At 66.7% G+C, this 22,788-nt stretch carries 25 protein-coding genes; 11 read left to right on the top strand and 14 right to left on the bottom strand.

Annotated elements, in window-relative coordinates:
• Nucleotides 1-853, bottom strand: an 853-nt coding sequence (locus JHD82_RS19860; protein ID WP_199138304.1) for an AEC family transporter, incomplete at its 3' end; no start/stop codon positions are given.
• Nucleotides 854-1,182: 329 nt separating this feature from the next.
• Between JHD82_RS19860 and JHD82_RS19855 the strand changes: the two genes are divergently transcribed.
• The 3 genes from JHD82_RS19855 (at nucleotide 1,183) to JHD82_RS19845 (ending at nucleotide 4,335) form a co-directional block, all read left to right on the top strand.
• The gene (locus JHD82_RS19855) at nucleotides 1,183-2,145 is read left to right on the top strand and encodes a tripartite tricarboxylate transporter substrate binding protein BugE (RefSeq protein ID WP_199138302.1); all 963 of its coding nucleotides are present in this window, start codon (nucleotides 1,183-1,185) and stop codon (nucleotides 2,143-2,145) included.
• Between the two features lie 76 nt (nucleotides 2,146-2,221).
• On the top strand, nucleotides 2,222-3,205 hold the full coding sequence (gene xerD / locus JHD82_RS19850) for a site-specific tyrosine recombinase XerD (protein WP_012206916.1): 984 nt from the start codon (nucleotides 2,222-2,224) through the stop codon (nucleotides 3,203-3,205).
• A 131-nt stretch (nucleotides 3,206-3,336) separates the two neighbouring features.
• Nucleotides 3,337-4,335, top strand: coding sequence for a tripartite tricarboxylate transporter substrate binding protein (locus tag JHD82_RS19845; protein ID WP_192366313.1), 999 nt, complete (start codon nucleotides 3,337-3,339; stop codon nucleotides 4,333-4,335).
• 78 nt (nucleotides 4,336-4,413) lie between these two features.
• Here the strand turns inward: JHD82_RS19845 and JHD82_RS19840 are convergent, their stop codons facing one another.
• The 3 genes from JHD82_RS19840 to JHD82_RS19830 all read right to left on the bottom strand — a co-directional run bounded on the left by JHD82_RS19840 (nucleotide 4,414) and on the right by JHD82_RS19830 (nucleotide 8,034).
• Nucleotides 4,414-5,703: an EAL and HDOD domain-containing protein gene (locus tag JHD82_RS19840; protein ID WP_012206914.1), complete on the bottom strand. Its 1,290-nt coding sequence runs from the start codon at nucleotides 5,701-5,703 to the stop codon at nucleotides 4,414-4,416.
• A gap of 58 nt (nucleotides 5,704-5,761) precedes the next feature.
• Nucleotides 5,762-7,039, bottom strand: coding sequence for an EAL and HDOD domain-containing protein (locus tag JHD82_RS19835; protein WP_034396453.1), 1,278 nt, complete (start codon nucleotides 7,037-7,039; stop codon nucleotides 5,762-5,764).
• A 188-nt stretch (nucleotides 7,040-7,227) separates the two neighbouring features.
• On the bottom strand, nucleotides 7,228-8,034 hold the full coding sequence (locus tag JHD82_RS19830; protein WP_013801101.1) for a ferritin-like domain-containing protein: 807 nt from the start codon (nucleotides 8,032-8,034) through the stop codon (nucleotides 7,228-7,230).
• A 54-nt stretch (nucleotides 8,035-8,088) separates the two neighbouring features.
• Here JHD82_RS19830 and JHD82_RS19825 point away from each other — a divergent pair, with 54 nt between their 5' ends.
• Together JHD82_RS19825 and JHD82_RS19820 are read left to right on the top strand one after the other, a co-directional pair.
• Nucleotides 8,089-8,613 carry a gamma carbonic anhydrase family protein gene (locus JHD82_RS19825; RefSeq protein WP_199138299.1) on the top strand — a complete coding sequence of 175 codons (525 nt, stop codon included), beginning with the start codon at nucleotides 8,089-8,091 and terminating at the stop codon, nucleotides 8,611-8,613.
• A 35-nt stretch (nucleotides 8,614-8,648) separates the two neighbouring features.
• Entirely contained in the window at nucleotides 8,649-9,641 is a 993-nt protein-coding gene (locus JHD82_RS19820; RefSeq protein ID WP_199138297.1) for an Hsp33 family molecular chaperone HslO, read from the top strand.
• Between the two features lie 12 nt (nucleotides 9,642-9,653).
• Here JHD82_RS19820 and JHD82_RS19815 read toward each other — a convergent pair whose 3' ends face one another.
• The 6 genes from JHD82_RS19815 to JHD82_RS19790 form a co-directional block, all read right to left on the bottom strand.
• Nucleotides 9,654-10,082, bottom strand: a complete 429-nt coding sequence (locus JHD82_RS19815) for a hypothetical protein (protein ID WP_199138295.1) — start codon at nucleotides 10,080-10,082, stop codon at nucleotides 9,654-9,656.
• Between the two features lie 175 nt (nucleotides 10,083-10,257).
• Nucleotides 10,258-10,536 (bottom strand): cell division protein FtsB, encoded by a 279-nt coding sequence (ftsB, locus tag JHD82_RS19810; protein WP_012206908.1) that lies wholly within the window; start codon nucleotides 10,534-10,536, stop codon nucleotides 10,258-10,260.
• A gap of 64 nt (nucleotides 10,537-10,600) precedes the next feature.
• A complete protein-coding gene (gene eno, locus JHD82_RS19805) occupies nucleotides 10,601-11,887 on the bottom strand; it encodes a phosphopyruvate hydratase (protein WP_012206907.1) in 1,287 nt (428 codons plus the stop codon).
• A 234-nt stretch (nucleotides 11,888-12,121) separates the two neighbouring features.
• Nucleotides 12,122-12,412, bottom strand: a complete 291-nt coding sequence (locus JHD82_RS19800; RefSeq protein ID WP_012206906.1) for a DUF1330 domain-containing protein — start codon at nucleotides 12,410-12,412, stop codon at nucleotides 12,122-12,124.
• A 3-nt stretch (nucleotides 12,413-12,415) separates the two neighbouring features.
• Nucleotides 12,416-13,273: a 3-deoxy-8-phosphooctulonate synthase gene (gene kdsA / locus JHD82_RS19795; RefSeq protein ID WP_013801105.1), complete on the bottom strand. Its 858-nt coding sequence runs from the start codon at nucleotides 13,271-13,273 to the stop codon at nucleotides 12,416-12,418.
• A gap of 40 nt (nucleotides 13,274-13,313) precedes the next feature.
• Entirely contained in the window at nucleotides 13,314-14,972 is a 1,659-nt protein-coding gene (locus JHD82_RS19790; RefSeq protein ID WP_071956573.1) for a CTP synthase, read from the bottom strand.
• A gap of 102 nt (nucleotides 14,973-15,074) precedes the next feature.
• On the opposite strand from JHD82_RS19790, the gene coaBC reads away from it, so the two are divergent.
• From coaBC to JHD82_RS19770, 4 genes are all read left to right on the top strand, one after another.
• Complete coding sequence (gene coaBC, locus JHD82_RS19785) at nucleotides 15,075-16,298, top strand: bifunctional phosphopantothenoylcysteine decarboxylase/phosphopantothenate--cysteine ligase CoaBC (RefSeq protein ID WP_199138293.1); 1,224 nt, start codon at nucleotides 15,075-15,077, stop codon at nucleotides 16,296-16,298.
• 17 nt (nucleotides 16,299-16,315) lie between these two features.
• A complete protein-coding gene (locus tag JHD82_RS19780; protein ID WP_199138291.1) occupies nucleotides 16,316-16,861 on the top strand; it encodes a hypothetical protein in 546 nt (181 codons plus the stop codon).
• 70 nt (nucleotides 16,862-16,931) lie between these two features.
• Complete coding sequence (gene dut, locus JHD82_RS19775; protein ID WP_034396440.1) at nucleotides 16,932-17,381, top strand: dUTP diphosphatase; 450 nt, start codon at nucleotides 16,932-16,934, stop codon at nucleotides 17,379-17,381.
• A 63-nt stretch (nucleotides 17,382-17,444) separates the two neighbouring features.
• Nucleotides 17,445-18,269, top strand: a complete 825-nt coding sequence (locus JHD82_RS19770; protein WP_199138289.1) for a hypothetical protein — start codon at nucleotides 17,445-17,447, stop codon at nucleotides 18,267-18,269.
• A 46-nt stretch (nucleotides 18,270-18,315) separates the two neighbouring features.
• Here the strand turns inward: JHD82_RS19770 and JHD82_RS19765 are convergent, their stop codons facing one another.
• From JHD82_RS19765 to JHD82_RS19755, 3 genes are read right to left on the bottom strand one after another with little or no spacing between them, the layout of a single operon-like run.
• Nucleotides 18,316-19,764: a sensor histidine kinase gene (locus JHD82_RS19765; protein ID WP_199138287.1), complete on the bottom strand. Its 1,449-nt coding sequence runs from the start codon at nucleotides 19,762-19,764 to the stop codon at nucleotides 18,316-18,318.
• On the bottom strand, nucleotides 19,761-20,432 hold the full coding sequence (locus JHD82_RS19760; RefSeq protein ID WP_012206898.1) for a response regulator transcription factor: 672 nt from the start codon (nucleotides 20,430-20,432) through the stop codon (nucleotides 19,761-19,763). Before JHD82_RS19760 ends, JHD82_RS19765 begins: the two co-directional genes overlap by 4 nt.
• Before the next feature lie 6 nt (nucleotides 20,433-20,438).
• Nucleotides 20,439-20,744: a PepSY domain-containing protein gene (locus tag JHD82_RS19755; RefSeq protein WP_012206897.1), complete on the bottom strand. Its 306-nt coding sequence runs from the start codon at nucleotides 20,742-20,744 to the stop codon at nucleotides 20,439-20,441.
• 268 nt (nucleotides 20,745-21,012) lie between these two features.
• On the opposite strand from JHD82_RS19755, the gene JHD82_RS19750 reads away from it, so the two are divergent.
• Entirely contained in the window at nucleotides 21,013-21,393 is a 381-nt protein-coding gene (locus JHD82_RS19750; RefSeq protein ID WP_199138285.1) for a PepSY domain-containing protein, read from the top strand.
• Between the two features lie 145 nt (nucleotides 21,394-21,538).
• Complete coding sequence (locus tag JHD82_RS19745) at nucleotides 21,539-22,111, top strand: glycine zipper 2TM domain-containing protein (RefSeq protein WP_043819177.1); 573 nt, start codon at nucleotides 21,539-21,541, stop codon at nucleotides 22,109-22,111.
• Nucleotides 22,112-22,178: 67 nt separating this feature from the next.
• Here JHD82_RS19745 and JHD82_RS19740 read toward each other — a convergent pair whose 3' ends face one another.
• Complete coding sequence (locus JHD82_RS19740) at nucleotides 22,179-22,700, bottom strand: peptidylprolyl isomerase (RefSeq protein ID WP_012206894.1); 522 nt, start codon at nucleotides 22,698-22,700, stop codon at nucleotides 22,179-22,181.
• Nucleotides 22,701-22,788: the final 88 nt, after the last annotated feature.

Genomic DNA, 22,788 nt, shown 5'->3' with positions numbered 1-22,788 from the left:
ACAGCGTGACCAGCCCCGCCACATACGAGCCGTTGTAGCCCATGCGCGCGGCCAGCACATAGCACGACGATGCGGTGGGCAGGGCAGAGAAGGCCATGAGGATCAGCGCCTGCGCACCGCTCAGGCCAAACGCCCGCACCATGGCATAGGCGATCAGCGGCTGCACCAGATGCCGCACGGCCAGCAGGCACACGGCCAGCAGCTTGCCGGCGGCCAGCGCGCCGAACTGCATGCCGGCGCCGGCAGACATCAGGCCCAGCGCGATGGAGGCTGCGCCTATGCGGGAGATCGACGGCTCGATCAGCGCCGGCAGCTTCAGCCCCAGCGCGCTGAACACCAGGCCCGACAGCGTGCCCACGATCAGCGGATTGCGCACCAGCTGCCCCAGGAAGTGCTGGTTGCTGCCGCGCGCCATGGGCCAGACGGCCGCGATATTGCACAGCGGCACGCTCACGCCGATCAGCACCGAGATGAACAGCAGGCCCTCAGGCCCTGCCAGCCGGCTGGCCAGCGCCAGGCCGATGAAGGAGTTGAAGCGAAACGCCACCTGCACGGCACCCGCATGCTCGCGTGTGTCGATCCGGCCGCGCAGGCCCGGCCACCAGGGCAGGCTGTAGGCCAGGCCGATGCCCACCAGGGCCGCACACACGCCAGCGGCCAGCAAGTGGGAGGTGGCACCCCAGTCCACCGGGCTCTTGACGATGGAGTGGAACAGCAGCACCGGGAACAGCAGGTAGTACACCAGCGCCTCCACTGCCTGCCAGACCGTGCGGTTGAGCTGTGTGAAGCGGCACAGCACGTAGCCAAGCACGATGAGCGAAAAATCGGGGAAGAGCAGCACGGCGTAGTTCACGGGGGCAGAGCATAAGCGCAACCCCGCAGTCGCACGGCCGGGGTGGTGGGAGGGGTGGGATGGCCTACGGGTAAACACCGGGAAATCAGTGCTGGGACAAACTGTGACAACCGGGCCCCGGGCCTTAGCATCGCTGGGGTCCACACAGCCGATCCGAAAGCGCAGGTCCTGACGACCGTCAAGCGCGCAGCGGGCTCCAGGCCCCACCATGGCTGTTCCGTGGCAGCGTTTGCGAGCCTTCGTTTCGCAGACCATCCATCCGCAGGCACGGCCTTGCGGATGTCCATGAAACCTTCTTCGTCAACACGACCCCCAAAAGGAGATCTTGTATGAATCGTCGCAGCTGGATGGGCCTGACCCTGGTCCTCGCAAGCACCGGAGCCCTGGCCCAGGCCTATCCCACCAAGCCGATCAAGCTGGTGGTGCCCTTCGCCCCCGGTGGCACGACCGACATCATCGCCCGCGTGATCGCCGAACCCCTGACCAAGGAACTGGGCCAGCCCGTGGTGGTGGACAACCGCGGCGGCGGCGGCGGCGTCATCGGCGCCATGGAAACCGCGCGCTCGCAGCCCGATGGCTACAGCCTGGGCATCGCCACGGTCTCGACCACGGCGACCAACCCTGCGATCAACCCCAAGATCTCGTACAACACGCTGACGGACTTCACGCCCATCATCAACGTGGCGGCCACGCCCAACGTGATTGCGGTGAACCCCAAGTTCCCCGCCAAGGACTACAAGAGCTTCGAGGCCGAACTCAAGAAGTCCCAGGGCAAGTACTCCTATGCCTCCTCGGGCACGGGCGGCATCCAGCACATGCTGATGGAGCTGTACAAGAGCCTGACCAACACCTTCGTCACCCACATCCCCTACCGCGGTGCGGGCCCGGCGCTCAACGACGTGGTGGCGGGCCAGGTGCCCATGGTGCTGGACAACCTGCCCTCGGCCCTGCCGTTCATCAAGGACAACCGCCTGGTGCCCATCGTGGTGGCCGCGCCCCAGCGCCTGGCCGTGCTGCCCAATGTGCCCACCTTCAAGGAAGTGGGCCTGGAGCCGGTGAACCGCATGGCCTACTACGGCATCCTGGGCCCCAAGAACATGCCCAAGGACGTGGTGGACAAGATCAACGCCGCCGTGCGCAAGGTGCTGCAGGACCCGGCCGTGCGCAAGCGCATCGAGGACACGGGCTCCCTGGTCATCGGCAACTCGCCTGAAGAGTTCGCCAAGCAGATCAAGGACGAGTACGAGACGTACAAGAAGGTGGTCGTTCAGCAGAAACTCACGCTGGAGTAAGCACCGCCTTGAGCGGTTGGCTCAGAACCCGAGGCTCCTTGCGGACCTCGGGTTTTTTCGTTGTAGGCTTGATGGGATGTCCCAAGTGCCTGTTGCTTCCATCGCTTCCCCATCGGCTGCCGAAGCCGAATCTGCTGCCGATCCTGCATCCTGGCCGGCGCCGCTTCCGGCCAGCCTGGATGCGCTGGACCTGTTCATGGATGCGCTGCTGCTGGAGGACGGGCTGTCGCGCAATACGCTGGCGGCCTATCGCCGGGATCTGACGGCCTGGGGGCGGTGGCTGGCGCACCAACAGCCGCCGCTGGCGCTGGATGCGGCGGGCGAGCTGGAGCTGCAGGGCTATTTCGCGGTGCGGGTGGAGCAGACCAAGGCCAGTTCTTCCAACCGGCGGCTGACGGTGCTGCGCCGCTATTACCACTGGGCGCTGCGCGAGCAGCGCATTGCCGCCGATCCCACGGCACGCATGCTGGCGGCCCGGCAGCCGCCGCGCGTGCCGCATACGCTGACGCAGGCGCAGGTGGAGGCACTGCTCAGGGCGCCCGATGTCGATACGCCGCTGGGCCTGCGTGACCGCGCCATGCTGGAGCTGATGTATGCCAGCGGCCTGCGCGTGAGCGAGCTGGTGGATCTGCCCTTGCATGGCATCGATCTGCGCTCGGGCGTGTTGCGAGTGACGGGCAAGGGGCAAAAGGAAAGGCTGGTGCCCTTCGGCCAGGAGGCGCACTGGTGGCTGGAGCGCTACCTGGCCACGGCGCGTGGTGCCATCCTGGGCGGGCAGCGCAGCGATGCGGTCTTCGTGACCCAGCGCGGAGCGGCCATGAGCCGCGTGATGTTCTGGGTCATCGTCAAGCGCTGCGCGCAGGTTGCGGGCGTCACGGCACCGCTGTCGCCGCACACGCTGCGCCATGCCTTCGCCACCCACCTGCTCAACCATGGCGCAGACCTGCGCGTGGTGCAGATGCTGCTGGGCCATGCCGACATCTCCACCACCACCATCTACACCCATGTGGCGCGCGAGCGGCTCAAGGCATTGCACGCTTTGCACCATCCGCGTGGTTGATTGGATGTGTAGGGTTCGCCGGTTTGGGTGTTTCTTCCGTTGAAATCGTCGAAGTGGCAAAGCCTGTCCCGGGGATATGCGCTTTGCAGAACAATCACCGCCGTGTTCGATGTGTTTCTGCGGAGTTTTCGATGACTGATTTCCTGCGCCGGCATGTGCTGGTGACTTCCATGCTGGCGGCGACGGTCGCTGCTGCGGCCTTGCCGATGTCCGCGTCGGCCGCCGATGCCGCCTGGCCCAGCCGGCCCATCCGCGTGGTGGTTTCCTATCCGGCCGGTGGCGTCAGCGACGTGGTGGCGCGCGCCCTGGGCGAGAAGCTGGCCGCCCGCCTGGGCCAGCCCGTGGTGGTGGACAACAAGGCCGGCGCCGGCGGCGCCATCGGTCTGGACCTGGTGGCCAAGGCCGCACCTGATGGCTATACGCTGGGCTTTTCCTCCATCAGCCCGCTGACGCTGAGCCCGCACCTGGGCAAGCCGCTGTTCGATCCGCAGCGCGATCTCGTGCCCGTGACCAGCGTGATGTATTCGCCCGTGCTGCTGCTGGGCACGGCCCGCTCCACGGCGACCGATTTCAAGGCACTGGTGGCGCAGGCCAAGGCCCAGCCCGGCGAAGTCCGCTGGGCCACGGCCGGCCTGGCCTCGCTGGGCCACATCATGCTCGAGCAGATCATGTATGCCTCGCAGGCCAGGATCACGCACATTCCCTACAAGGGCGGCGGCCAGCAGCTCAATGATGGCCTGAGCGCCCAGTTCGAGGTGCTCTCCACCAACGCCGGGCCGGCCGTGCTGCAGCACATCAAGGCGGGCAAGTTCAAGGCCCTGGCCGTGGGTGCTCCCCAGCGCCTGGAGTCGCTGCCCGGCGTGCCCACGCTGGCCGAGTTGGGCTACAAGAGCGCCAACATGACCTCGGTGTTCGGCATCTTCGCGCCCGCAGGAACGCCCGCGCCCGTGCTGCAAAGGCTCAATGCCGAGATCAACCAGGTGCTGACCCAGCCCGACATGCGTGCCAAGCTGGAGGCCACCGACAACGTGGCCACGGGCGGCAAGGCCGAGGATTTCGCGCGCCAGATCGAGGCCGAGTCCCAGTCCAACGCGCGCATCATCCAGGCTGCAGGCATCAAGCTGAACTGATACCGCTGCGGCGCGTGGCATGCAAAAAGGGCTTGCGGCTTCCCGGCCGCAAGCCCTTTGCCATGGTGGCTGACCCGTTCAGACCGTGGCGTCGTCCGCCGTGAGGTTGTCGGCCCAGGCCAGGGCCTGCAGGTGCGCCCAGTTGACCTGGTGGTTGGACAGCTGCAAGGCGTTGGCGGCGCGCGCAAAGCCTTCGTCGTCGCCGCTTTCGCAGGCGCGCGTCAGCTCCAGGAAGGGCGCGAACACGCCCTTGTTGTGCACCAGCGCATCGATCACGGGCTGGGGCAGGGCGATGGATTCCAGCGCCTTTTCCATGGGCTGGCCCAGCATCACGTCCAGCAGCGAGAACACGCCCACCACGAAGGCGTTGTCGCATTCCTCGGGCGAGAGCAGCTCGGCCGTCAGCAGCTCCATCAGGCGTCCGCGCACCACGGCGGTCTGGCCCACGGCCGGCGGCGTGCCGCCCGCGCGCGAGGTGGTCAGCAGCAGCGCGGCCCAGCGGAACAGCTTCTTGAGGCCCAGGATCATCACCGCGTGGCGGAACGAGGTGATCTCGCAGGACAGGCCGAAGCCCGAGGAGTTGATGAAGCGCAGCAGGTTGAAGGACAGCGTGGGGTCCTTCTTGAGCAGGGCCTCGATCTCGTCCGTGCTGGCCTGCTGGCGCACCAGGTTGATCAGCTGGATGATGGTGGCCTGCGTGGGGCGGATGGTGCGCGCCTGCACGAGTTGCGGCTGGGCGAACCAGAAGCCCTGGAACAGCCGCACGCCCAGGTCGCGCATGCGCTCGAACTGCTCGGAGGTCTCGACCTTCTCGGCCACGATCTGGGCATTGGTATGGGCGCGCGCGAAATTCACCAGGGTCTCGGCATCGGCCAGTGCAAAGGTCTGCATGTCCAGCTTGATGAATGCGGCCGCAGGCAGCCAGCTGGCATAGGCGCGGCGCAGCAGGTGCTGGTTGAAGGCCAGGCGGAAGCCGCGCTGGCGCAGGGCCTGGAAGGTGGGCAGGCGCTCTTCGATATCGGCTGTGGTGGCGTTCTCGCCCAGCGTGGTCACTTCCAGCACCACCTTGTCGGGGTGGATCAGTTCCAGGTGGCCGCCGGCCAAGCTGTCATGCGTGCAATTGATGAAGACCGTCTTCTTGCCCACCAGCGCCTCGGCTCCCGCATACGACAGTGCGTTGAACAGCAGGGCGGCGTCGGAGGCCGCCGTGTGCGCATGCTGGGCTGTGGAGCGATCGAAGAGTTCATAGCCGAAGACATCGCGCGCCTCGTTGACGATGGCCTGGCGCGCAATGACGGCCACCTGTCCGTCCTCCACTCCTTCTGGCAGGGGTGGTGGCGGAGCGGAGGAGTTGTCGTTGGTAGTCATTTGGAAGCTGAGAAAGATGAAGGAGCGGCGGCGTTGAGTTGCATGCGATAGCTCATGACTATAGCGAGCTGTCTGCCAGTTGATCGGTCCAGGCCAGGGCCTGCAGATGGGCCCAGTTGATCTGCTGGCTGCTCAGGCGCAGTGCGTCTGCGCTGCGATTGAAGGCTGCGTCGTCGCTGGCTTCGCAGGCCTGGGCCAGGATCAGCAGCTCGCCCAGCACGCCTTCATGGCGCAGCACGGCGGCGGAGACGGCATCGGGCACGGGGATCAGGCTCATGGCCACGTCCTGCGGCAGGTCCAGCATGCTGCCCAGCAGCGAGAAGATGCCGACGACGAAGGCCTGGTCGGAGTCTTCCTCGCTCAGCGATTCCTGGGCCAGCAGCTCCATCAGCCGCCCGCGGATCACGGCGGTCTGGCCGATGGCCGGCGGCGGGCCGCCGTTGCGAGATGCGGTCAGCAGCATTGCCGCCCAGCGGAACAGCTTCTTGAGGCCCATGAGCATCACGGCCTGGCGGAAGGAGGTGATCTCGCGTTGCACGCCAAAACCCACGGAATTGATCAGGCGCATCAGGTTGAAGGCCAGGCCTGCATCCTTCTTGAGCACGTCCTCGATGGCATCGGTGCTGGCCTGCTGGCGCACCAGATTCAGCAGCTGGACGATGCTTTGCTGCGAGGGCGACAGCAGCTTGGTGCGCACCACCGTGGGCCGCGCAAACCAGAAGCCCTGGAACAGCTGTATGCCCAGGCGGCCCACCTGCTCATGCTGCTGGGCGCTTTCCACCTTCTCGGCGATCAGCTCGGCGCGCGTGTGGCGGCCGGCGAAGTTGACCAGCACGGCCAACTGGTCAGGGGCCAGCACGGACAGGTCGAACTTGATGTAGTCGGCCAGGGGCAGCCAGGCCGCATAGGCGGACTCCAGCACCGTGTGATTGAAGGCCAGGTTGAAGCCGCGCGCGCGCAGATTGCTGAGGATGGGCAGGCGGGCCTGCACCTCTTGTTGTGCGGCCAGGCCCAGCGGCGGGATCTCCAGCACCACCTTGTCGGGGTTGAGCAGCTCCAGATGCCCGCCGGCCAGGCTTTCATGCGTGCAGTTGACGAACATCAACTTGGTGCCGACCAGATCTTCCTCGCCGGCATGCGACAGGGCCGTGAACACCAGGGACACGTCCGAGGCCGCCGTATGGTCCGGGTAGGCGCGCGAACGGTTGAAAAGCTCGTAGCCGATGATCTGCTGCACCCCGTTGACGATGGCCTGGCGCGCGATCATTCCCCGGTCTGTGGACGCGGGGCTGGCCGCAGGGGCATCGTTGAAGAGATGGACAGGCAATTCGGTCATGGAGTGTTCGGTCGAAGAGGCACGGTAAGCAGCAGATCTGATTGTAGGAATGTTCTGAATAAATATGCCGACAGGCAGTGTCTGCTGGGACAAGTCCGATTGCGGAGTCGGGCCCATCCTAGTTTGTAAACCATTGTGCGGCCATGCGGACGGGACGGGCCTGTCCGCGCGGCTGTGGCGGTCTTTCTTCAGACCTGCTGCAGCCAGGCCAGTTCGGTATCGGTGAAGCCAGCGGCGCGGCGCGCGCGCTCGTTGAAGGGCGGGCGCAGGCGCGGTGCCTCGTAGCGCTGCGTCAGGTGCTGGTAGTGCGCCTCCGGCTCCAGGCCTTCACGCTCGCACAGCCAGCGGTACCAGTGGTTGCCTATGGCCACGTGGCCCACTTCCTCGCGCAGGATGATGTCGAGGATGTCCACGGCCGCCAGCGCGTCGGGCGCGCGCGTGTTGCGCAGCTTGTTCTGGATCTGGGGCGTGGCGTCCAGGCCCCGTGCCTCCAGCGTGCGTGGCACCAGGGCCATGCGGGCCACCACGTCATGCGCGGTCTTCTCGCACATGGTCCACAGGCCCTGGTGGGCCGGGAAGTCGCCATAGTCGTGGCCCAGGTGCGCGCGCAGATGCTCGCGCAGCAGGCGAAAGTGCTTGGCCTCCTCGGCGGCCACCTGCAGCCAGTCCAGGTAGTACTGCTGCGGCATGCCGTCAAAGCGCCAGACGGCATCCAGCGCCAGATTGATGGCGTTGAACTCGATGTGGGCAATGGCGTGGATCAGCACGGCCCGGCCTTCGGGCGTGGCCGGCGAGCGCCTTGCAACGGCAGTGTGGTGGCGCAGCTCGGGCCGCAGAGGGCGGCCGGGCAGGTCCGGTGCGGGATCGGGCAGGGCCGGTGCCTGCGCTGCTATTGAATAAAGCGCCTGCCGTGCATACATGTCCAACGCGGCGGCGGCCTTTTCCTCGGGGTCCGGGAGGCACAAAACCTCAAGGGCGCGGTGACGTAACTCCATCCCTACAATTCTAGGTTTCCTGCCATCACCAATAATTGACGGAGACAAAGACCCATGGCGATTTATGAACTGGATGGAGTGGCCCCTGAAGTGGCAGCATCGGCCTGGGTGGCCGACAGCGCCGAGGTCATGGGCAATGTGCAGCTGGCCGAAGACGCCAGCATCTGGTTCAGCGCCGTGCTGCGCGGCGACTGCGAGAGCATCTCCATCGGCGAGGGAAGCAACATCCAGGACGCCAGCGTGCTGCATGCCGACCTGGGCAAGCCGCTGGTCGTGGGGCGCCATGTGACCGTGGGCCACCAGGTCATGCTGCATGGCTGCACCATCGGCGACGAGTCGCTGATCGGCATCGGTGCCGTGGTGCTCAACGGCGCGAAGATCGGCAGGAACTGCCTGGTCGGCGCAGGCGCCCTCATCACCGAGGGCAAGGAGTTTCCCGATGGCTCGATGATCATCGGCAGCCCGGCCAAGGCCGTGCGCCAATTGACGCCCGAGCAGATCGAAGGCTTGCGCCGCAGCGCCCAACACTATGTCGATAATGCGCGCCGGTTCAAGACCGGGCTGCGCAAGCTGGGCTGAGCGAGGCCCGGCACTTTTTTACGGAATCCATCAGCGTGTCTGAACTGCATAAATTCATCTTCGAAGGCCTGCCCGTGCGCGGCTCCATCGTCCGCCTCACCGACGCCTGGCAGGAAATCCTGCAACGCCGCGCGGGCAACGGCGAGACCGGCGCCTACCCCGCCGCCGTGCGCGAACTGCTGGGCGAAATGGCGGCTGCCGGCGTGCTCATGCAGTCCAACATCAAGTTCAACGGCGCCCTGGTCTTCCAGGTCATGGGCGACGGCCCGGTCAAGCTGGCCGTGGCCGAGGTGCAGTCCGACTTCGGCCTGCGCGCCACCGCCACCCTGATCGGGGAGGCGCCCGAAGGCGCCACGCTGGAGCAACTGCTCAATGTGAACGGTGGTGGCCGCTGCGCCATCACGCTGGACCCCAAGGGACGCCAGCCGGGCCAGCAGCCCTACCAGGGCGTGGTGCCGCTGCAGGATGCGCAAGGCCGCAGGTTCTCCAAGGTGTCCGATGCACTGCAGCACTACATGCTGCAGTCCGAGCAGCTGGACACCGTGCTGGTGCTGGCCGCCGATGACCAGTTGGCTGCCGGCCTGCTGATCCAGCGCATGCCGGTCAAGGGCGAGGCCAACCTGGCCTCCGCCACCGAAAGCGAGCAATCGGGCCAGGACGCCATCGGCCTGAACGAGGACTACAACCGCATCGCCACGCTGGCCGCCAGCCTGACGCGCGAGGAACTGCTCACGCTGGATGTGGAAACCATCCTGCGGCGCCTGTTCTGGGAAGAGAAGCTGATGCGCTTCGTCCCCCAGCAGGACGAAGAGCGCCCGCGCTTTGCCTGCACCTGCAGCCGTGAGCGCGTGGGCGCCATGCTGGTCTCGCTGGGCATTGAAGAGGTGGACAGCATCCTGGAGGAGCGCGGCAATATCGAGGTGGGCTGCGACTTCTGCGGCAAGCAGTATGAGTTCGATCCCATCGATGCCGCCCAGTTGTTCACCGAAGCCGGCAAGCAGCCGCCGACCTCGACGAACGTGCAGTAAATACGCTCGGAGTCAGTCGCGCCCGCTGCGCAGCGCGTCGAACAATCGCCGCTCGCAGTCCGGGTCGCTGCATTGCTCGCAGCCGTAGGGGCGAAGGCGCGCGCTGCGTTGCGCGGGGCTTGCGGGCAGCCAGGACCAGTCCATTTGCGGAGCCTTGAGCCTGAGCGACTCGGCCAGCTGTTGCCATTGCCGGGCGGTATTGCCATAGAGCACCACGTAGTCGCGTGACTGGCTTTGCAATTGGTCACGCCAATGCTGGAGCTGGGCGGCAGGGCCATTGCTCACCCCTTCGTGCTCGGTGACGGGGGCTCTCCAATCCAGTCCCAGCAGGTAGACGGCCCCATGTTCCGGCAGAGACTGCCCCGGCTCGGCCGCCAGGCATTGCCAGTCAGCAGGAGATGCTCCGTGGTGCCGCCAGGCCTGGCGCAGTGCATGGGCCATGGAAAGCGCGAGCGCGGGCGGCGATCCCAGAAGAATCACCGGGGGCGGGGGCAAGCGGTCTGTGTCCAAGTACCTGTCTCGGCTTGCGCGCGGGCCCGGTTAAGGGGCGCAGGCGCCTTGTTGCAAAAGCACAAGGCCGGCATGAAGCCGGCCTTGGTGCAAAAAATCCCAACCTTCAGCGCCGCACGATCTGCACGAAGATCTCGTTGGGCTTGACCATGCCCAGCTCGCTGCGGGCCTTTTCCTCGACCATGGCCAGGCCGTCCTTGAGGTCGTTGACCTCGGAGGCCAGGCGGTCGTTCTCGGCCTTTTCCAGGGCATTGGCCACGTTCTGGTCGTGGATCTGCTGCTGCAGTTCCTTGACGTAGGCCACGCTGCCATGGCCCAGCCACAACTGCGCGTGCACGGCGGCGAGCAGGGCGAGCAGGACAAGGGGGACGACGCGGTTGACCATGGCAGCAGATGTTGCGGAAAGGAAAAAGGCTTGCAGGCCGGATGGCTTGCAAGCCTAACGCTTTTCAGCGCAGGTTGTAGAAAGCCTCGCGGCCGGGGTAGTGGGCGATGTCACCCAGGTCTTCCTCGATGCGCAGCAGCTGGTTGTACTTGGCGATGCGGTCCGAACGGCTCAGCGAGCCGGTCTTGATCTGGCCCGCATTGGTGCCCACGGAGATGTCGGCAATCGTCGAATCCTCGGTTTCACCCGAGCGGTGCGAGATCACGGCCGTGTAGCCTGCGCGCTTGGCCATTTCGATGGCGGCGAAGGTTTCGGTCAGCGTGCCGATCTGGTTGATCTTGATCAGGATGGAGTTGGCGATCTTCTTGTCGATGCCTTCCTTCAGGATCTTGGTGTTGGTGACGAACAGGTCGTCGCCCACCAGCTGGACCTTGGCGGCCAGGCGGTCGGTCAGGATCTTCCAGCCATCCCAGTCGCCTTCGGCCATGCCGTCCTCGATGGAGATGATGGGGTACTTGTCGCACCAGCCGGCCAGCATGTCGGTCCACTGGGTGGCGGTCAGCGTCAGGTTGCCTTCACCGGCCAGCACGTACATGCCGTCCTTGTAGAACTCGCTGGCGGCGCAGTCCAGGCCCAGGGCGATCTGTTCGCCGGCCTTGTAGCCTGCGTTTTCGATGGCCTGCAGGATCAGCTGGATGGCGGCTTCGTGGTTTTCCACGGAAGGCGCAAAACCGCCTTCGTCGCCCACGGCCGTGCTCATGCCCTTGTCGTGGATGATCTTCTTGAGCGCGTGGAAGACTTCGGCGCCCCAGCGCACGGCTTCGCGGAACGAAGGCGCGCCCACGGGGATGATCATGAATTCCTGCAGGTCCAGGCTGTTGTTGGCGTGCGCGCCGCCGTTGATGACGTTCATCATCGGCACGGGCAGCTGCATGCCGCCCATGCCGCCCAGGTAGCGGTACAGCGGCAGGCCGGCTTCTTCGGCGGCGGCGCGGGCCACGGCCATGGAGACGGCCAGCATGGCGTTGGCGCCCAGGCGGCCCTTGTTGTCCGTGCCGTCCAGGTCGATCAGGGTCTTGTCCAGGAAGGCCTGCTCGGAGGCGTCCAGGCCCAGCACGGCTTCGGAGATCTCGGTGTTGATGTGCTCGACGGCCTTGAGCACGCCCTTGCCCAGGTAGCGGCTCTTGTCGCCGTCACGCAGCTCGATGGCTTCGCGCGAGCCGGTGGACGCGCCCGAAGGCACGGCGGCGCGGCCCATCACGCCCGATTCCAGCAGCACGTCGCATTCGACGGTGGGGTTGCCGCGGCTGTCCAGCACTTCGCGGCCTACGATGTCAACGATTGCACTCATGGCATTTCCTTTGCGGTTTTTGAAATCGGTGTGCAGGCGGGTTCCGGTGAGGTTGCGCCCTGGTGCTTGCCGGGCAAGCGGTATGGGTGGTCGGTGGCGTGGCAGGCTGCCGCGCCGCCGGGCACAGCCATGCTCCGCGGCGCAGTATCTGCGATCGGGCGGCGGCTATTGTGCACAAATTGGTTGTATGGCTTTGTATGCGCTGCGCTCTTGACGAGCCGGGGTGGCTGGCCGTCAGACGCCTTCAACGCAGACCATGCGCATGATGGATGCGCCTTCACGCGCCTCGCGGGCACGCAGGTATTCGGGCGTGTCATAGAAGGCCCGGGCTGCCTCGAAGCTGGGGAACTTGAGGATAACGGTGCGGCCGGGGTTCCAGTCGCCTTCGAGCACTTCGACCTTGCCGCCGCGCACGCAGACTTCGGCGCCATGCACGCGCATGGCCTCGGTGCTCCACTTGCGGTATTCCTCGTACTGCTCGGGCTTGGTGACGGTGACGGACGCAATGATGTAGCCGCTGGCCATGGGTCAGACTCCAAAGTCGTTTTCGAGGAAGCCGTTCTTCTTGGTCACGTCGTCGAGCGCGACCAGGGTTTCGAGCAGGGCCTTCATGTGCTTGAGCGGTACGGCGTTGGGGCCGTCGCTGAGAGCGCAGGGAGGGTTGGGATGGGTTTCCATGAACAGGCCCGCCACGCCCACGGCCACGGCCGCACGCGAGAGCACGGGCACCATCTCGCGCATGCCGCCGCTGCTGGTGCCGTTGCCGCCGGGCAGCTGCACGCTGTGCGTGGCGTCGAAGACGACGGGCGCGCCGGTCTCGCGCATGATGGACAGGCTGCGCATGTCCGAGACCAGGTTGTTGTAGCCGAAGCTGGCGCCACGCTCGCAGGCCATGAAGCTGTCCTCGGGCAGGCCGGCTTCCCTTGCAGCCGCACGGGCCTTGTCGATGACATTCTTCATGTCATGCGGGGCCAGGAACTGGCCCTTCTTGATGTTCACCGGCCGGCCCGACTGGGCCACGGCGCGGATGAAGTCGGTCTGGCGGCACAGGAAGGCCGGCGTCTGCAGCACGTCCACGACCTGGGACACGGCCGGGATTTCGGACTCGGTGTGCACGTCGGTCAGGATGGGGACCTGCAGGTCCTTCTTCACCTTGGCCAGGATCTCCAGGCCCTTGTCCATGCCCGGGCCGCGAAAGCTGGCGCCCGAGCTTCGGTTGGCCTTGTCGTAGCTGCTCTTGAAGATGAAGTGGATGCCCAGGGCCGCCGTGATTTCCTTGAGATGCCCCGCCACGTCCATCTGCAGCTGTTCGGACTCGACGACGCAGGGTCCTGCAATGAGAAAGAAGCGCCGGTCGAGGCCGACATCGAAGCCGCAGAGTTTCATGGTGGGGATTCCTTGGGAAATGGTGGGCGGCGTTGCGGGGTCAGGACTTGCGCGGCGCCTTCTGGCGTTCGATCGCAGCCTTCACGAAGGCGTTGAACAGCGGGTGGCCGCTCCACGGCGTGGACTTGAACTCGGGGTGGAACTGCACGCCGATGTACCAGGGGTGGACTTCCTTGGGCAGCTCGACGATCTCGGTCAGCTGCTCGCGCTGCGTCAGCGCCGAGATCACCAGGCCCGCTTCGCGCAGCTGGTCCAGATACTGGACGTTGGCTTCATAGCGGTGGCGGTGGCGCTCGGTGACCACATCACCGTAGATGCTGTGGGCCAGCGTGCCGGCCTGCACGTCGGAGGACTGCGCGCCCAGGCGCATGGTGCCGCCCAGGTCGGAGTTCTCGTCGCGGGTCTTGACCGTGCCGTCGGCATCCTTCCACTCGGTGATCAGGGCGATCACGGGGTTGGCGGACTTGGGGTCGAACTCGGTGGAATTGGCGCCTTCGAGGCCGGCCACATGGCGGGCGTATTCGATGGTGGCCACCTGCATGCCCAGGCAGATGCCCAGGTAGGGCACCTTGTTCTCGCGGGCGTAGCGGGCCGTGGAGATCTTGCCTTCCACGCCGCGCGAGCCGAAGCCGCCGGGCACGAGGATGGCGTCGTACTGCGAGAGCTTGTCGCGCGCATTGGCGTCGCTGATGGTCTCGGAATCGACGTGGGTGATCTTCACTGCCACATGGCTTTGCATGCCGGCGTGCTTGAGCGCCTCGTTGACGGACTTGTAGGCGTCCGACAGCTCGACGTACTTGCCGACCATGGCGATCTTGACCTCGCCCTGCGGGTGCTCGGTCTCGTGGACCAGGTCGTCCCAGCGCTTGAGGTTGGTGGGCGGCGTGTTCAGGCGCAGCTTGTCGCAGATCAGGCCGTCCAGGCCCTGCTCGTGCAGCATGCGGGGCACCTTGTAGATGGTGTCCACGTCCCACATGGAGATCACGCCCCACTCGGGAACGTTGGTGAACAGCGAGATCTTTTCCTTCTCCTCTTCCGGCACCTGGTGCTGCGCGCGGCACAGCAGGGCGTCGGGCTGGATGCCGATCTCGCGCAGCTTCTGCACGGTGTGCTGCGTGGGCTTGGTCTTGAGCTCGCCGGCCGTGGCAATCCAGGGCAGGTAGGTCAGGTGCACGAAGGCCGTGTTGTTGGGGCCCTGCTTGAGGGCCAGCTGGCGAACGGCTTCGAGGAAGGGCAGGGACTCGATGTCGCCCACCGTGCCGCCGACTTCGCAGATGGCGACATCGACAGCGTCAGGCGTGCCCAGGCCGGCGCCGCGCTTGATGTACTCCTGGATTTCGTTGGTCACGTGCGGGATCACCTGCACGGTCTTGCCCAGGTAGTCGCCGCGGCGCTCCTTTTCCAGAACGCTCTGGTAGATGCGGCCGGTGGTGAAGTTGTTGGACTGCTTCATGCGCGTTTCGATGAAACGCTCGTAGTGGCCAAGGTCCAGATCGGTCTCGGCGCCATCATCGGTCACGAACACTTCACCGTGCTGGAAGGGCGACATGGTGCCCGGGTCCACGTTGATGTAGGGATCCAGCTTGATGAGGGTGACTTTGAGGCCGCGCGATTCGAGGATCGCAGCAAGGGAGGCTGAGGCGATTCCCTTGCCCAGGGAAGACACCACACCGCCTGTGACGAAGACAAATTTGGTCATGTCTTTTATTGGTGGTGGTAAAGCAGGATTATAGATGCGCCGCCGAATTCGCCGCGCCGCGCGGGGCTGCTCGGATGCTCCGGCTCTGCTAAATTGCGCGCCATGACTGAAGTGTTCGCAGGTAAACATCTGGTGCTCGGCCTCTCCGGAGGCGTGGCTTGTTACAAATCTGCCCAGCTGGTGCGCCTGCTGGTGCAGGCCGGGGCCACCGTGCAGGTGGTGATGACCGAGGCGGCAGAGCAGTTCATCACCCCGGTGACCATGCAGGCGCTGTCGGGCCGTCCGGTCTATGGTTCGCAGTGGGACGCGCGCGAGCCCAACAACATGCCCCACATCAACCTCAGTCGCGAGGCCGATGCCATGCTGATCGCGCCCTGCAGTGCCGACTTCATCGCGCGCCTGGTGCAGGGCCGCTCCGACGAGCTGCTGAGCCTGATGTGCCTGGCGCGCCCCATGGACCGCGTGCCCCTGCTGCTGGCGCCTGCCATGAACCGCGAGATGTGGGCGCACCCGGCCACGCAGCGCAACCTGGCGCAGGTGGCGGCCGACGGTGCGCTGGTGCTGGGCGTGGGAACGGGCGACCAGGCCTGTGGCGAGGTGGGCGACGGCCGCATGCTGGAGCCCGAGGAAATCATGGAGGAGCTGGCTGCCTTCTTCACGCCCAAGCTGCTGCAGGGCCGCCAGGTGCTGGTCACGGCGGGCCCGACCTTCGAGGCCATTGATCCCGTGCGCGGCATCACCAACCATTCCAGCGGAAAGATGGGCTTTGCCATTGCGCGCGCCGCACGCGAGGCGGGCGCCCAGGTGACCCTGGTGGCCGGGCCCGTGCACCTGCGCACGCCGCGCGGCGTGCAGCGCATCGACGTGCAATCGGCGCAGCAGATGTTTGATGCCGTGCACCAGCAATTGCCGCAAGCCGGTGTGTTCATCGCCACGGCGGCCGTGGCCGACTGGCGCCCGGCCACGGCGTCAGACCAGAAGATCAAGAAGGACGGCTCGGGCCAGACCCCCACGCTGACCTTCGTCGAGAACCCCGACATCCTGGCGGCCGCCGCGCAGTCCGAGCCTGCGCGCAGCGGCCGGCTGTACTGCGTGGGCTTCGCCGCCGAAAGCCACGACCTGCTGCAGCACGCCAGCGCCAAGCGCCTGCGCAAGCAGGTGCCGCTGCTGGTGGGCAATATCGGTCCCGCAACCTTTGGGCGGGATGACAATGCCCTGCTGCTGATCGACGAGGCTGGCACTATAGAACTGCCGCACGCCTCCAAGTCCCTGCTGGCGCGCCAGCTGGTGGCCGAGATCGCCCGGCGCCTGCCGCCCGTCCGTTGACACCACCGAAGGCCCGCATGTCACAGAACACCTACGAAGGCCCCCGCCACGGCGACTACGTGCGCTATGTGGACGAGCTGCTGCGCGCCAGCCCCCTGTACCGCTCTGCGGCCCACGGCTGGATGGCGCAGGGGCGCAGCGATTTCACCGATGCGGTGGCCACGCCGGGCGCGCAGTCCCAGTCCGTGGTCGAGCGCGTGCGCGAGCAGGTGCAGGCTGCGGCCGAGAAGGCACGCGTCGCCGCGCAGCAGGCTTCGGTGCCTGCCCTTCCGGGGCGCCAGCCATCTGCAGGCGACAGGCATGGCGACAGGAACGGCGATAGAAATGGTGGCAGGGCCGATCGCGGCCGGCAGGCGGCACGGGCACAGCAAGCCCAGGCCTCCTCCGCCGCCAAGGCCGTCAAGAAGACGGTCTTCAAGATAGGTCCGGGCCAGTTGCTGGGTATCGTGATCGGCCTGATCCTGGCCGTGGTGATTCCGGGCATCGGCCCCTTCATCCTGCTGCTCACCATCATCAATGCCATCGTCAAAGGCTTTCGCAGCGGGCTCAAGTCGTCCGGGTGACGGCGCGGGGCACAATGCGCGCTTTGCTTTTCAAGAGAGCCTGCCGTGAGGCGCTCCCCAGATTGTTTCCATGAACGTTGATATCAAGATCCTTGACGCGCGCCTGCGCGAGAACATGCCCGCCTACGCCACGCCGGGAAGCGCGGGCCTGGACCTGCGCGCCTGCATCGATGCACCGCTGACGCTGGAGCCCGGCCAATGGCAACTGGTGCCCACGGGCATGGCCATGTACCTCAAGGACCCCGGCTACGCGGCCATGATCCTGCCGCGCTCGGGCATGGGCCACAAGCACGGCATCGTGCTGGGCAACCTGGTCGGCCTGATCGACAGCGACTACCAGGGCCAGCTCATGGTCAGCGCCTGGAACCGCTCGACCACGGCCTTCACGCTGCAGCCCATGGACCGCCTGGCCCAGCTGATCATCGTGCCCGTGGTGCAGCCCAGCTTCAATGTGGTCGAGGAGTTCGAGTCGGCTTCCGAGCGCGGCGCGGGCGGCTACGGCTCTACAGGCAAGCAATAAGGCGCTCAGCCAGAAAACGCCCGCAGCCGCACTGCCCGGGCATCGCTCCAGGGAGGAATCCGCATGGCCAGGCCATCCCGGCGCACGCGCCACCGCCCATCCGCATCATGGACGCGCGTGATGCTGACTCAGGAAGACCGCATGCGCCGCCGCCTGCAGCAGCGCCACTGGCTGCGCCTGCATGCGGCACTGACGGGCGGGTTGAGCCTGGCCGGCATGTCGCTGTTGAGCCTGGGCCTGCTGCACGCGGGCATGCACAGCATGGCGCTGCGCTATGGCGTGGCCCTGGCCTGTGGCTATCTGCTGTACCTGCTGCTGCTGCGCCTGTGGGCCGAATGCATGCTGCGCCGCGACTGGGAGGTGTCCGATGTTCCCGATGTGACGCCCGGCAGCAACGGCTCTTCACCGGCCCGCACGCCGGAGGCTGGCGGATTCGACAGCGGGCAGGGCGGCTCGTATGGCGGCGGTGGCTCCAGCGGCAGCTGGGATGACGGCGGCGCCATGTCCGAGGCCGCTTCCTCGGCCTCGCAAGGCTTTGATATGCCGGGCATCGATGGGCTGGACGAAGGCGCCGTCGTCCTGGTCCCCGTGCTGCTGGTGTTTGCGGCGCTGCTGGTCGCGGTCACGGGGGCAGGGTCGCTGCTGTGGCTGGTCTTTGGGGCCGACCTGTTCCTGGCCGTGGCGGTGGAGGTGGCCTTTGCGCTGCTGATGGCGCGCACGCTCTATGTGGTGGAGCGCGAGGGCTGGCTGCTGGCCGCGCTGCGCCTGAGCTGGAAGCCGGTGCTGGGCGCACTGGTGGCCGCCGTGGCGCTGGGCGCGCTGGCCGACTGGCTGTTTCCCCAGGCAGACACCCTGGTGCAGGTGCTGCGTGCGCTGAGAGGACACTGAAAGGACGCTGAGAGGGCACTGAGCCGCTGCTGCGCGGCTCCTGCCGTCACGCCTGTCTTTTTGCCCCCGGCAGGCGCAGCTGCATGCGCAGGCCGCCCAGCGGCGAGCGGCTGGCCGCGATGCTGCCGCCATAGGTCTGCACCAGGTCACGCACGATATCCAGGCCCAGGCCTGCGCCGGGCCTGCGTTCGTCCAGGCGCTCGCCGCGCTCGAAGATGCGGCCAAGGTCGGCGTCTTCGATTCCAGGGCCGTCATCGTCCACCGTCAGCAGCAAGGGGCCGCCGGCCTGATCGTGCTCCAGGCCCTGGACTTCCAGGCTCACGGCCTGGGCCGCCCACTTGCCGGCGTTGTCCAGCAGGTTGCCCAGGATTTCCATCAGGTCCTGGCCATCGCCCAGAAAGTCCCAAGGCTGCGCATCGCCCTTCAGCGCGAAGCGGATGCCGCGGCCGGCGTGCAGCCGTTCCATGGTGCGCACCAGCGAGGCCAGCGGCGGCTCCAGCGGCGTGCGCAGGCCTGTGGCCTGGCGGGCCGCAGCGCGGGCGCGTGCCAGATGGTGGTCCACCTGGCGGCTGGCGCTGGCGACCTGCTCGCGGACCAGTTCGGCCAGCGCCCCGCCTTCCTGCGCGGCGGCATTGCCGAGGATGGACAGCGGCGTGTTCACCGCATGGGCCAGGTTGCCGGCCTGCGTGCGCGCGCGCTGCACCATGTCGGCGTTCACATCCAGCACATGGTTGAATTCCTGCACCAGGGGGCGCAGTTCCTGCGGAAACCGGCCTTCGAGGCGCGGCGTTGCCCCCTTGCGCACGTCGGACAGGCCCTTGCGCAGCAGCTGCAGCGGCCGCAGCGCCAGGCGCAGCTGCAGCACCACGGCCAGCACCAGTCCGGCCGCCAGCGTGCCCAGTGCGGCGATCAGCATGGTGGTGAAGCGCTGCATGGGCTCGGCCAGCAGGGCGCTGTCGGCCGCAACGATCAGGCGCAGCGGCGGCGCATCGGCCTCGGGCAATTGCAGGGGGCGTGCCACGGCCACGAGCTGGTGGCCCTGGCCATCGGGCAGCATACCGGTGTTCAGCGCCGTGTCCTCGTGATGCTCATCCGGGCGACCGGCATCGGCACGGAACTGGTGCCAGTCCAGCGTCTGGTCCCACAGCGAACGAGAGCGCAGCAAGCCGGCCTTCTCGGGCGGACCCGCACCATCGCTCACCTGGTCGATCTGCCAGTACAGGCCCGACAGCGGCTGCGCCAGGCGCGGGTCGCCCACGGCCAGTCCGACTTCGATGCGCCCTCCGGGCAGGCTGTTGACGGCTGCGCTGAGCTGGTCGAGCTGCAGCACCAGCTGCGCCTGCAACTGCTGCGCGATGTGGTCTCGGAACAGGCCGCGCAGCCCCCAGCCGGCCAGCAGCACGGCCGCCAGCACCCAGGCCAGCGTGCCGGCCAGCAGGCGCAGGCGCAGCGAATCACCGAGCCGGGATACCTGTCCTTCCTGTAGCGCGTTCATGCGGCGGGCGCGCCTTCCACCAGCCGGTAGCCCAGTCCGCGCACGGTCTCTATGCTGCCGGCCGGCAGCTTCTTGCGCAGGCGGCCGACGAAGACCTCGATGGTGTTGGAGTCGCGGTCGCTGTCCTGCGGGTAGATGTGCTCGGACAGTTCGGTGCGCGATATCACCTGCCCCACGCGCTGCATCAGCAGGGCCAGCACCTTGAATTCATGGCTGGTGAGCGTGAGCGGCTGGCCAGCGACGCTCACACGGGCATGGCGCGAGTCCAGCACGATGGGGCCGCATTGCCACTGGGCGCTGGCGTGCGGGCTGAGCCGGCGCAGCAGGGCGCGCAGGCGGGCCATCAGCTCTTCCATGTGGAAGGGCTTGGCCAGATAGTCGTCGGCGCCGGCATCCATGCCGGCCACCTTCTCATGCCAGGCGCCGCGCGCCGTGAGGATCATCACCGGCATGACCCGGCCCTGCGCGCGCCAGGCGCGCAGCACGGTGAGCCCGTCGCGCACGGGCAGGCCCAGGTCCAGCACGGCGGCGTCGAATTCCTCGACCTCGCCCAGGTACTGGGCCGTTGCGCCGTCCGCGGCCGTCTCCACCGTATGGCCTGCCTGCTGCAAGGCCTGTACCAGTTGCCCGCAGAGCGTGGGCTCGTCTTCCACCACGAGGATTCGCATCTGCGTCTAGTCCTTGCGCTTGAAGCTCAGCACCTTGCCATCGCGTGCATCGATCTTGAGCTTGGCCACGCGGCCGCCCGATTGCAGCAGCCGGATCTCGTAGATGAAGCGGCCGTCGTCATGCTCGAACTCGACCTTGATGACCTGGCCCTGGTAGTCGCGCTCGACCTGGTCGAGCACGGTGCGCAGCGGCAGCACGCGGCCTTGCTGCAGGGCCTGGCGAGCGAGTTCATGGTCACTGTCGCCGGCGTCCGAGGGTGTGGTCCAGGAGGCCAGGGCCGCCGCCATCAGCAGCAGTGCGGCCAGCAGCATCCAGGACCTGCGAGGAATGGAGAAGGATGGAGTGGGCATGGAAAACTTTATAGCCCAGCGTGGATGAACCTCGGATGAACGGCTGCTTCAGCTTGCGTTCATGGCCTGCATCGAACAATGGCTGCACGCCGTCGCAATCCAACGGAAACGAAGGCGCAGCAGCCGGCAGGTGCGGCCTTTTCAGATGTATCGCCAGCCCAATCGCCAGCCCAATCGCCGACCCAATCGCCGACCCAATCGCCGACCTTCACATGCCAAGGAGAACCTCATGCCTTCCATCCGACAACTGATTTCCCGCGCTGCACGCCATGGCCTGAAGGGCCTGGGCATTGTGCTGATCGCCACTGCCGGGCTGGTCGCCCAGGTGCAGGCCCAGGCAGCCGCCACGGGCGGGCCATCCGTGACCGTACAGGCCGGCGAGGCCGTGGCCACCACGGTGGCCTCCGTGCGCGGCGCCTTCCAGGGGCCGGGCCTGAGCATCCGCGAAATTTTCGAGCGCATGGAAGTCCTGGGCTACCGCGACCTGCGTGAGATCGAGTGGGAGGACGGCCTCTACCAGGTCAAGGGCCAGACCGGCGATGGCCGCCCTGTGAAGCTCTACGTCGATGGCAACAACGGCAACGTGCTCAGCATCCGCGCACGCAATTGAGGCCGGGCGGGCAGGCTGATTTTTGTCAGCAAGTGTTCTGTCCGGTCGGCAGGCATGCGGCCTGGGACGTTGAAGCGGTATGCAGCCGCTGGCCGGTCCGGTGGCTGCCCTTGATCGATCCACGGACAGTACACAGGAGATTCTCATGCCTTCCATTCATCGCTTGAGCGCCATGGGCGCCGGCTGCATTGCCGCGCTGATGCTCAGCGCCTGCGCGGGCTACCCCCAGCAGGGCGGATACCCGGGTGGCGGCTACCCTGCCGGCGGCTATCCAGCCGGGGGCTATCCGACCAGCGGCTACCCCAGTGGTGGCTATCCCAACGGCGGCCAGCCCGGCACGGCCTACCCGGGCGGTGGTGGCTATGCGCAGCAGGGGCGCGTGACCAATGTGCAACTGGTGCAGATCCAGCAGCCCAGCGGCATTGGCGGCTCGGGCATAGGCGCCGGGGCCGTGGTGGGCGGCGTGGTCGGCGGGGTGCTGGGCCGCCAGGTGGGCAAGGGCAGTGGGCGCGACATCGCCACCATTGCGGGCGTGGTGGGCGGTGCCATGGCGGGCAATGCCATCGAGAAGAACACCGGCCCTGGCGACCTGCGCGATGTCTACCGCGTCACCGTGCAGTTGAACGACGGCAGCACGCGCGTGTTCGACTACCAGAACAATCCGCAGCTGCGCATAGGCGAGAGCGTGCGCGTGGACAACAACCAGCTGATTCGCTGAGTACCAGGCTCGCTCCATGCAGAAGGGCTCCCCGCAGGGAGCCCTTTGCCATTTCAGCGCGGCAATTTCAGTGCAGCGTGTCGTTGCCCGGCGCCATGGGCTGGATGCGGAAGAAGCCGGTGCCGGCCGAGCCGCGGCCGATTTCTTCCTCGGTGGCTTCGCGCACGCCTTCGACCTTCAGGTGCAGGCGCAGCGCAATGCCGGCCAGCGGGTGGTTGCCGTCCAGCACCACATGCTCGGGATAGATTTCCGTGACGGTGTAGAGCAGGTCGGGCTGCACGGCGCTGCAGCCCTTGGGCAGGGCGCTGGCCTCGAAGCTCATGCCTTCCTCCAGCTCGGCCGGGAACAGGGCACGCGGCTCCAGGAAGATCAGGCTTTCGTTGTAGTCGCCAAAGGCTTCCTCGGGCTCCAGGTGCAGGTCCAGGGTCTTGCCCTGGCCGTGGCCCTGCAGGGCTTCCTCGATGCGCTTGAGCAGATCGTCGCCGCCGACCAGGAACTCCACGGGCTCATCGAGCACGTCCAGTTCCTCGCCCAGGGTGTCCTTGAGGGTCCAGGTCAGAGCGACCACGCATTGTTCTGTGATTTCCATGGTGTGCAGCTTGTGCGGCCCATGCCGCGGTGGGAAAAAAGAAAGACCGCCGCGCGCGCCCTTGTTTGACGAAGGCGTGCCGGCGGCC

Origin of the sequence: Delftia sp. ASV31 (assembly GCF_016428765.1) — a bacterium.
GTDB classification, from domain to species: domain Bacteria; phylum Pseudomonadota; class Gammaproteobacteria; order Burkholderiales; family Burkholderiaceae_C; genus Comamonas; species Comamonas acidovorans.
Note: the sequence above shows the minus strand (reverse complement) of the source record. Positions and strands in the feature narration are given on the sequence as shown.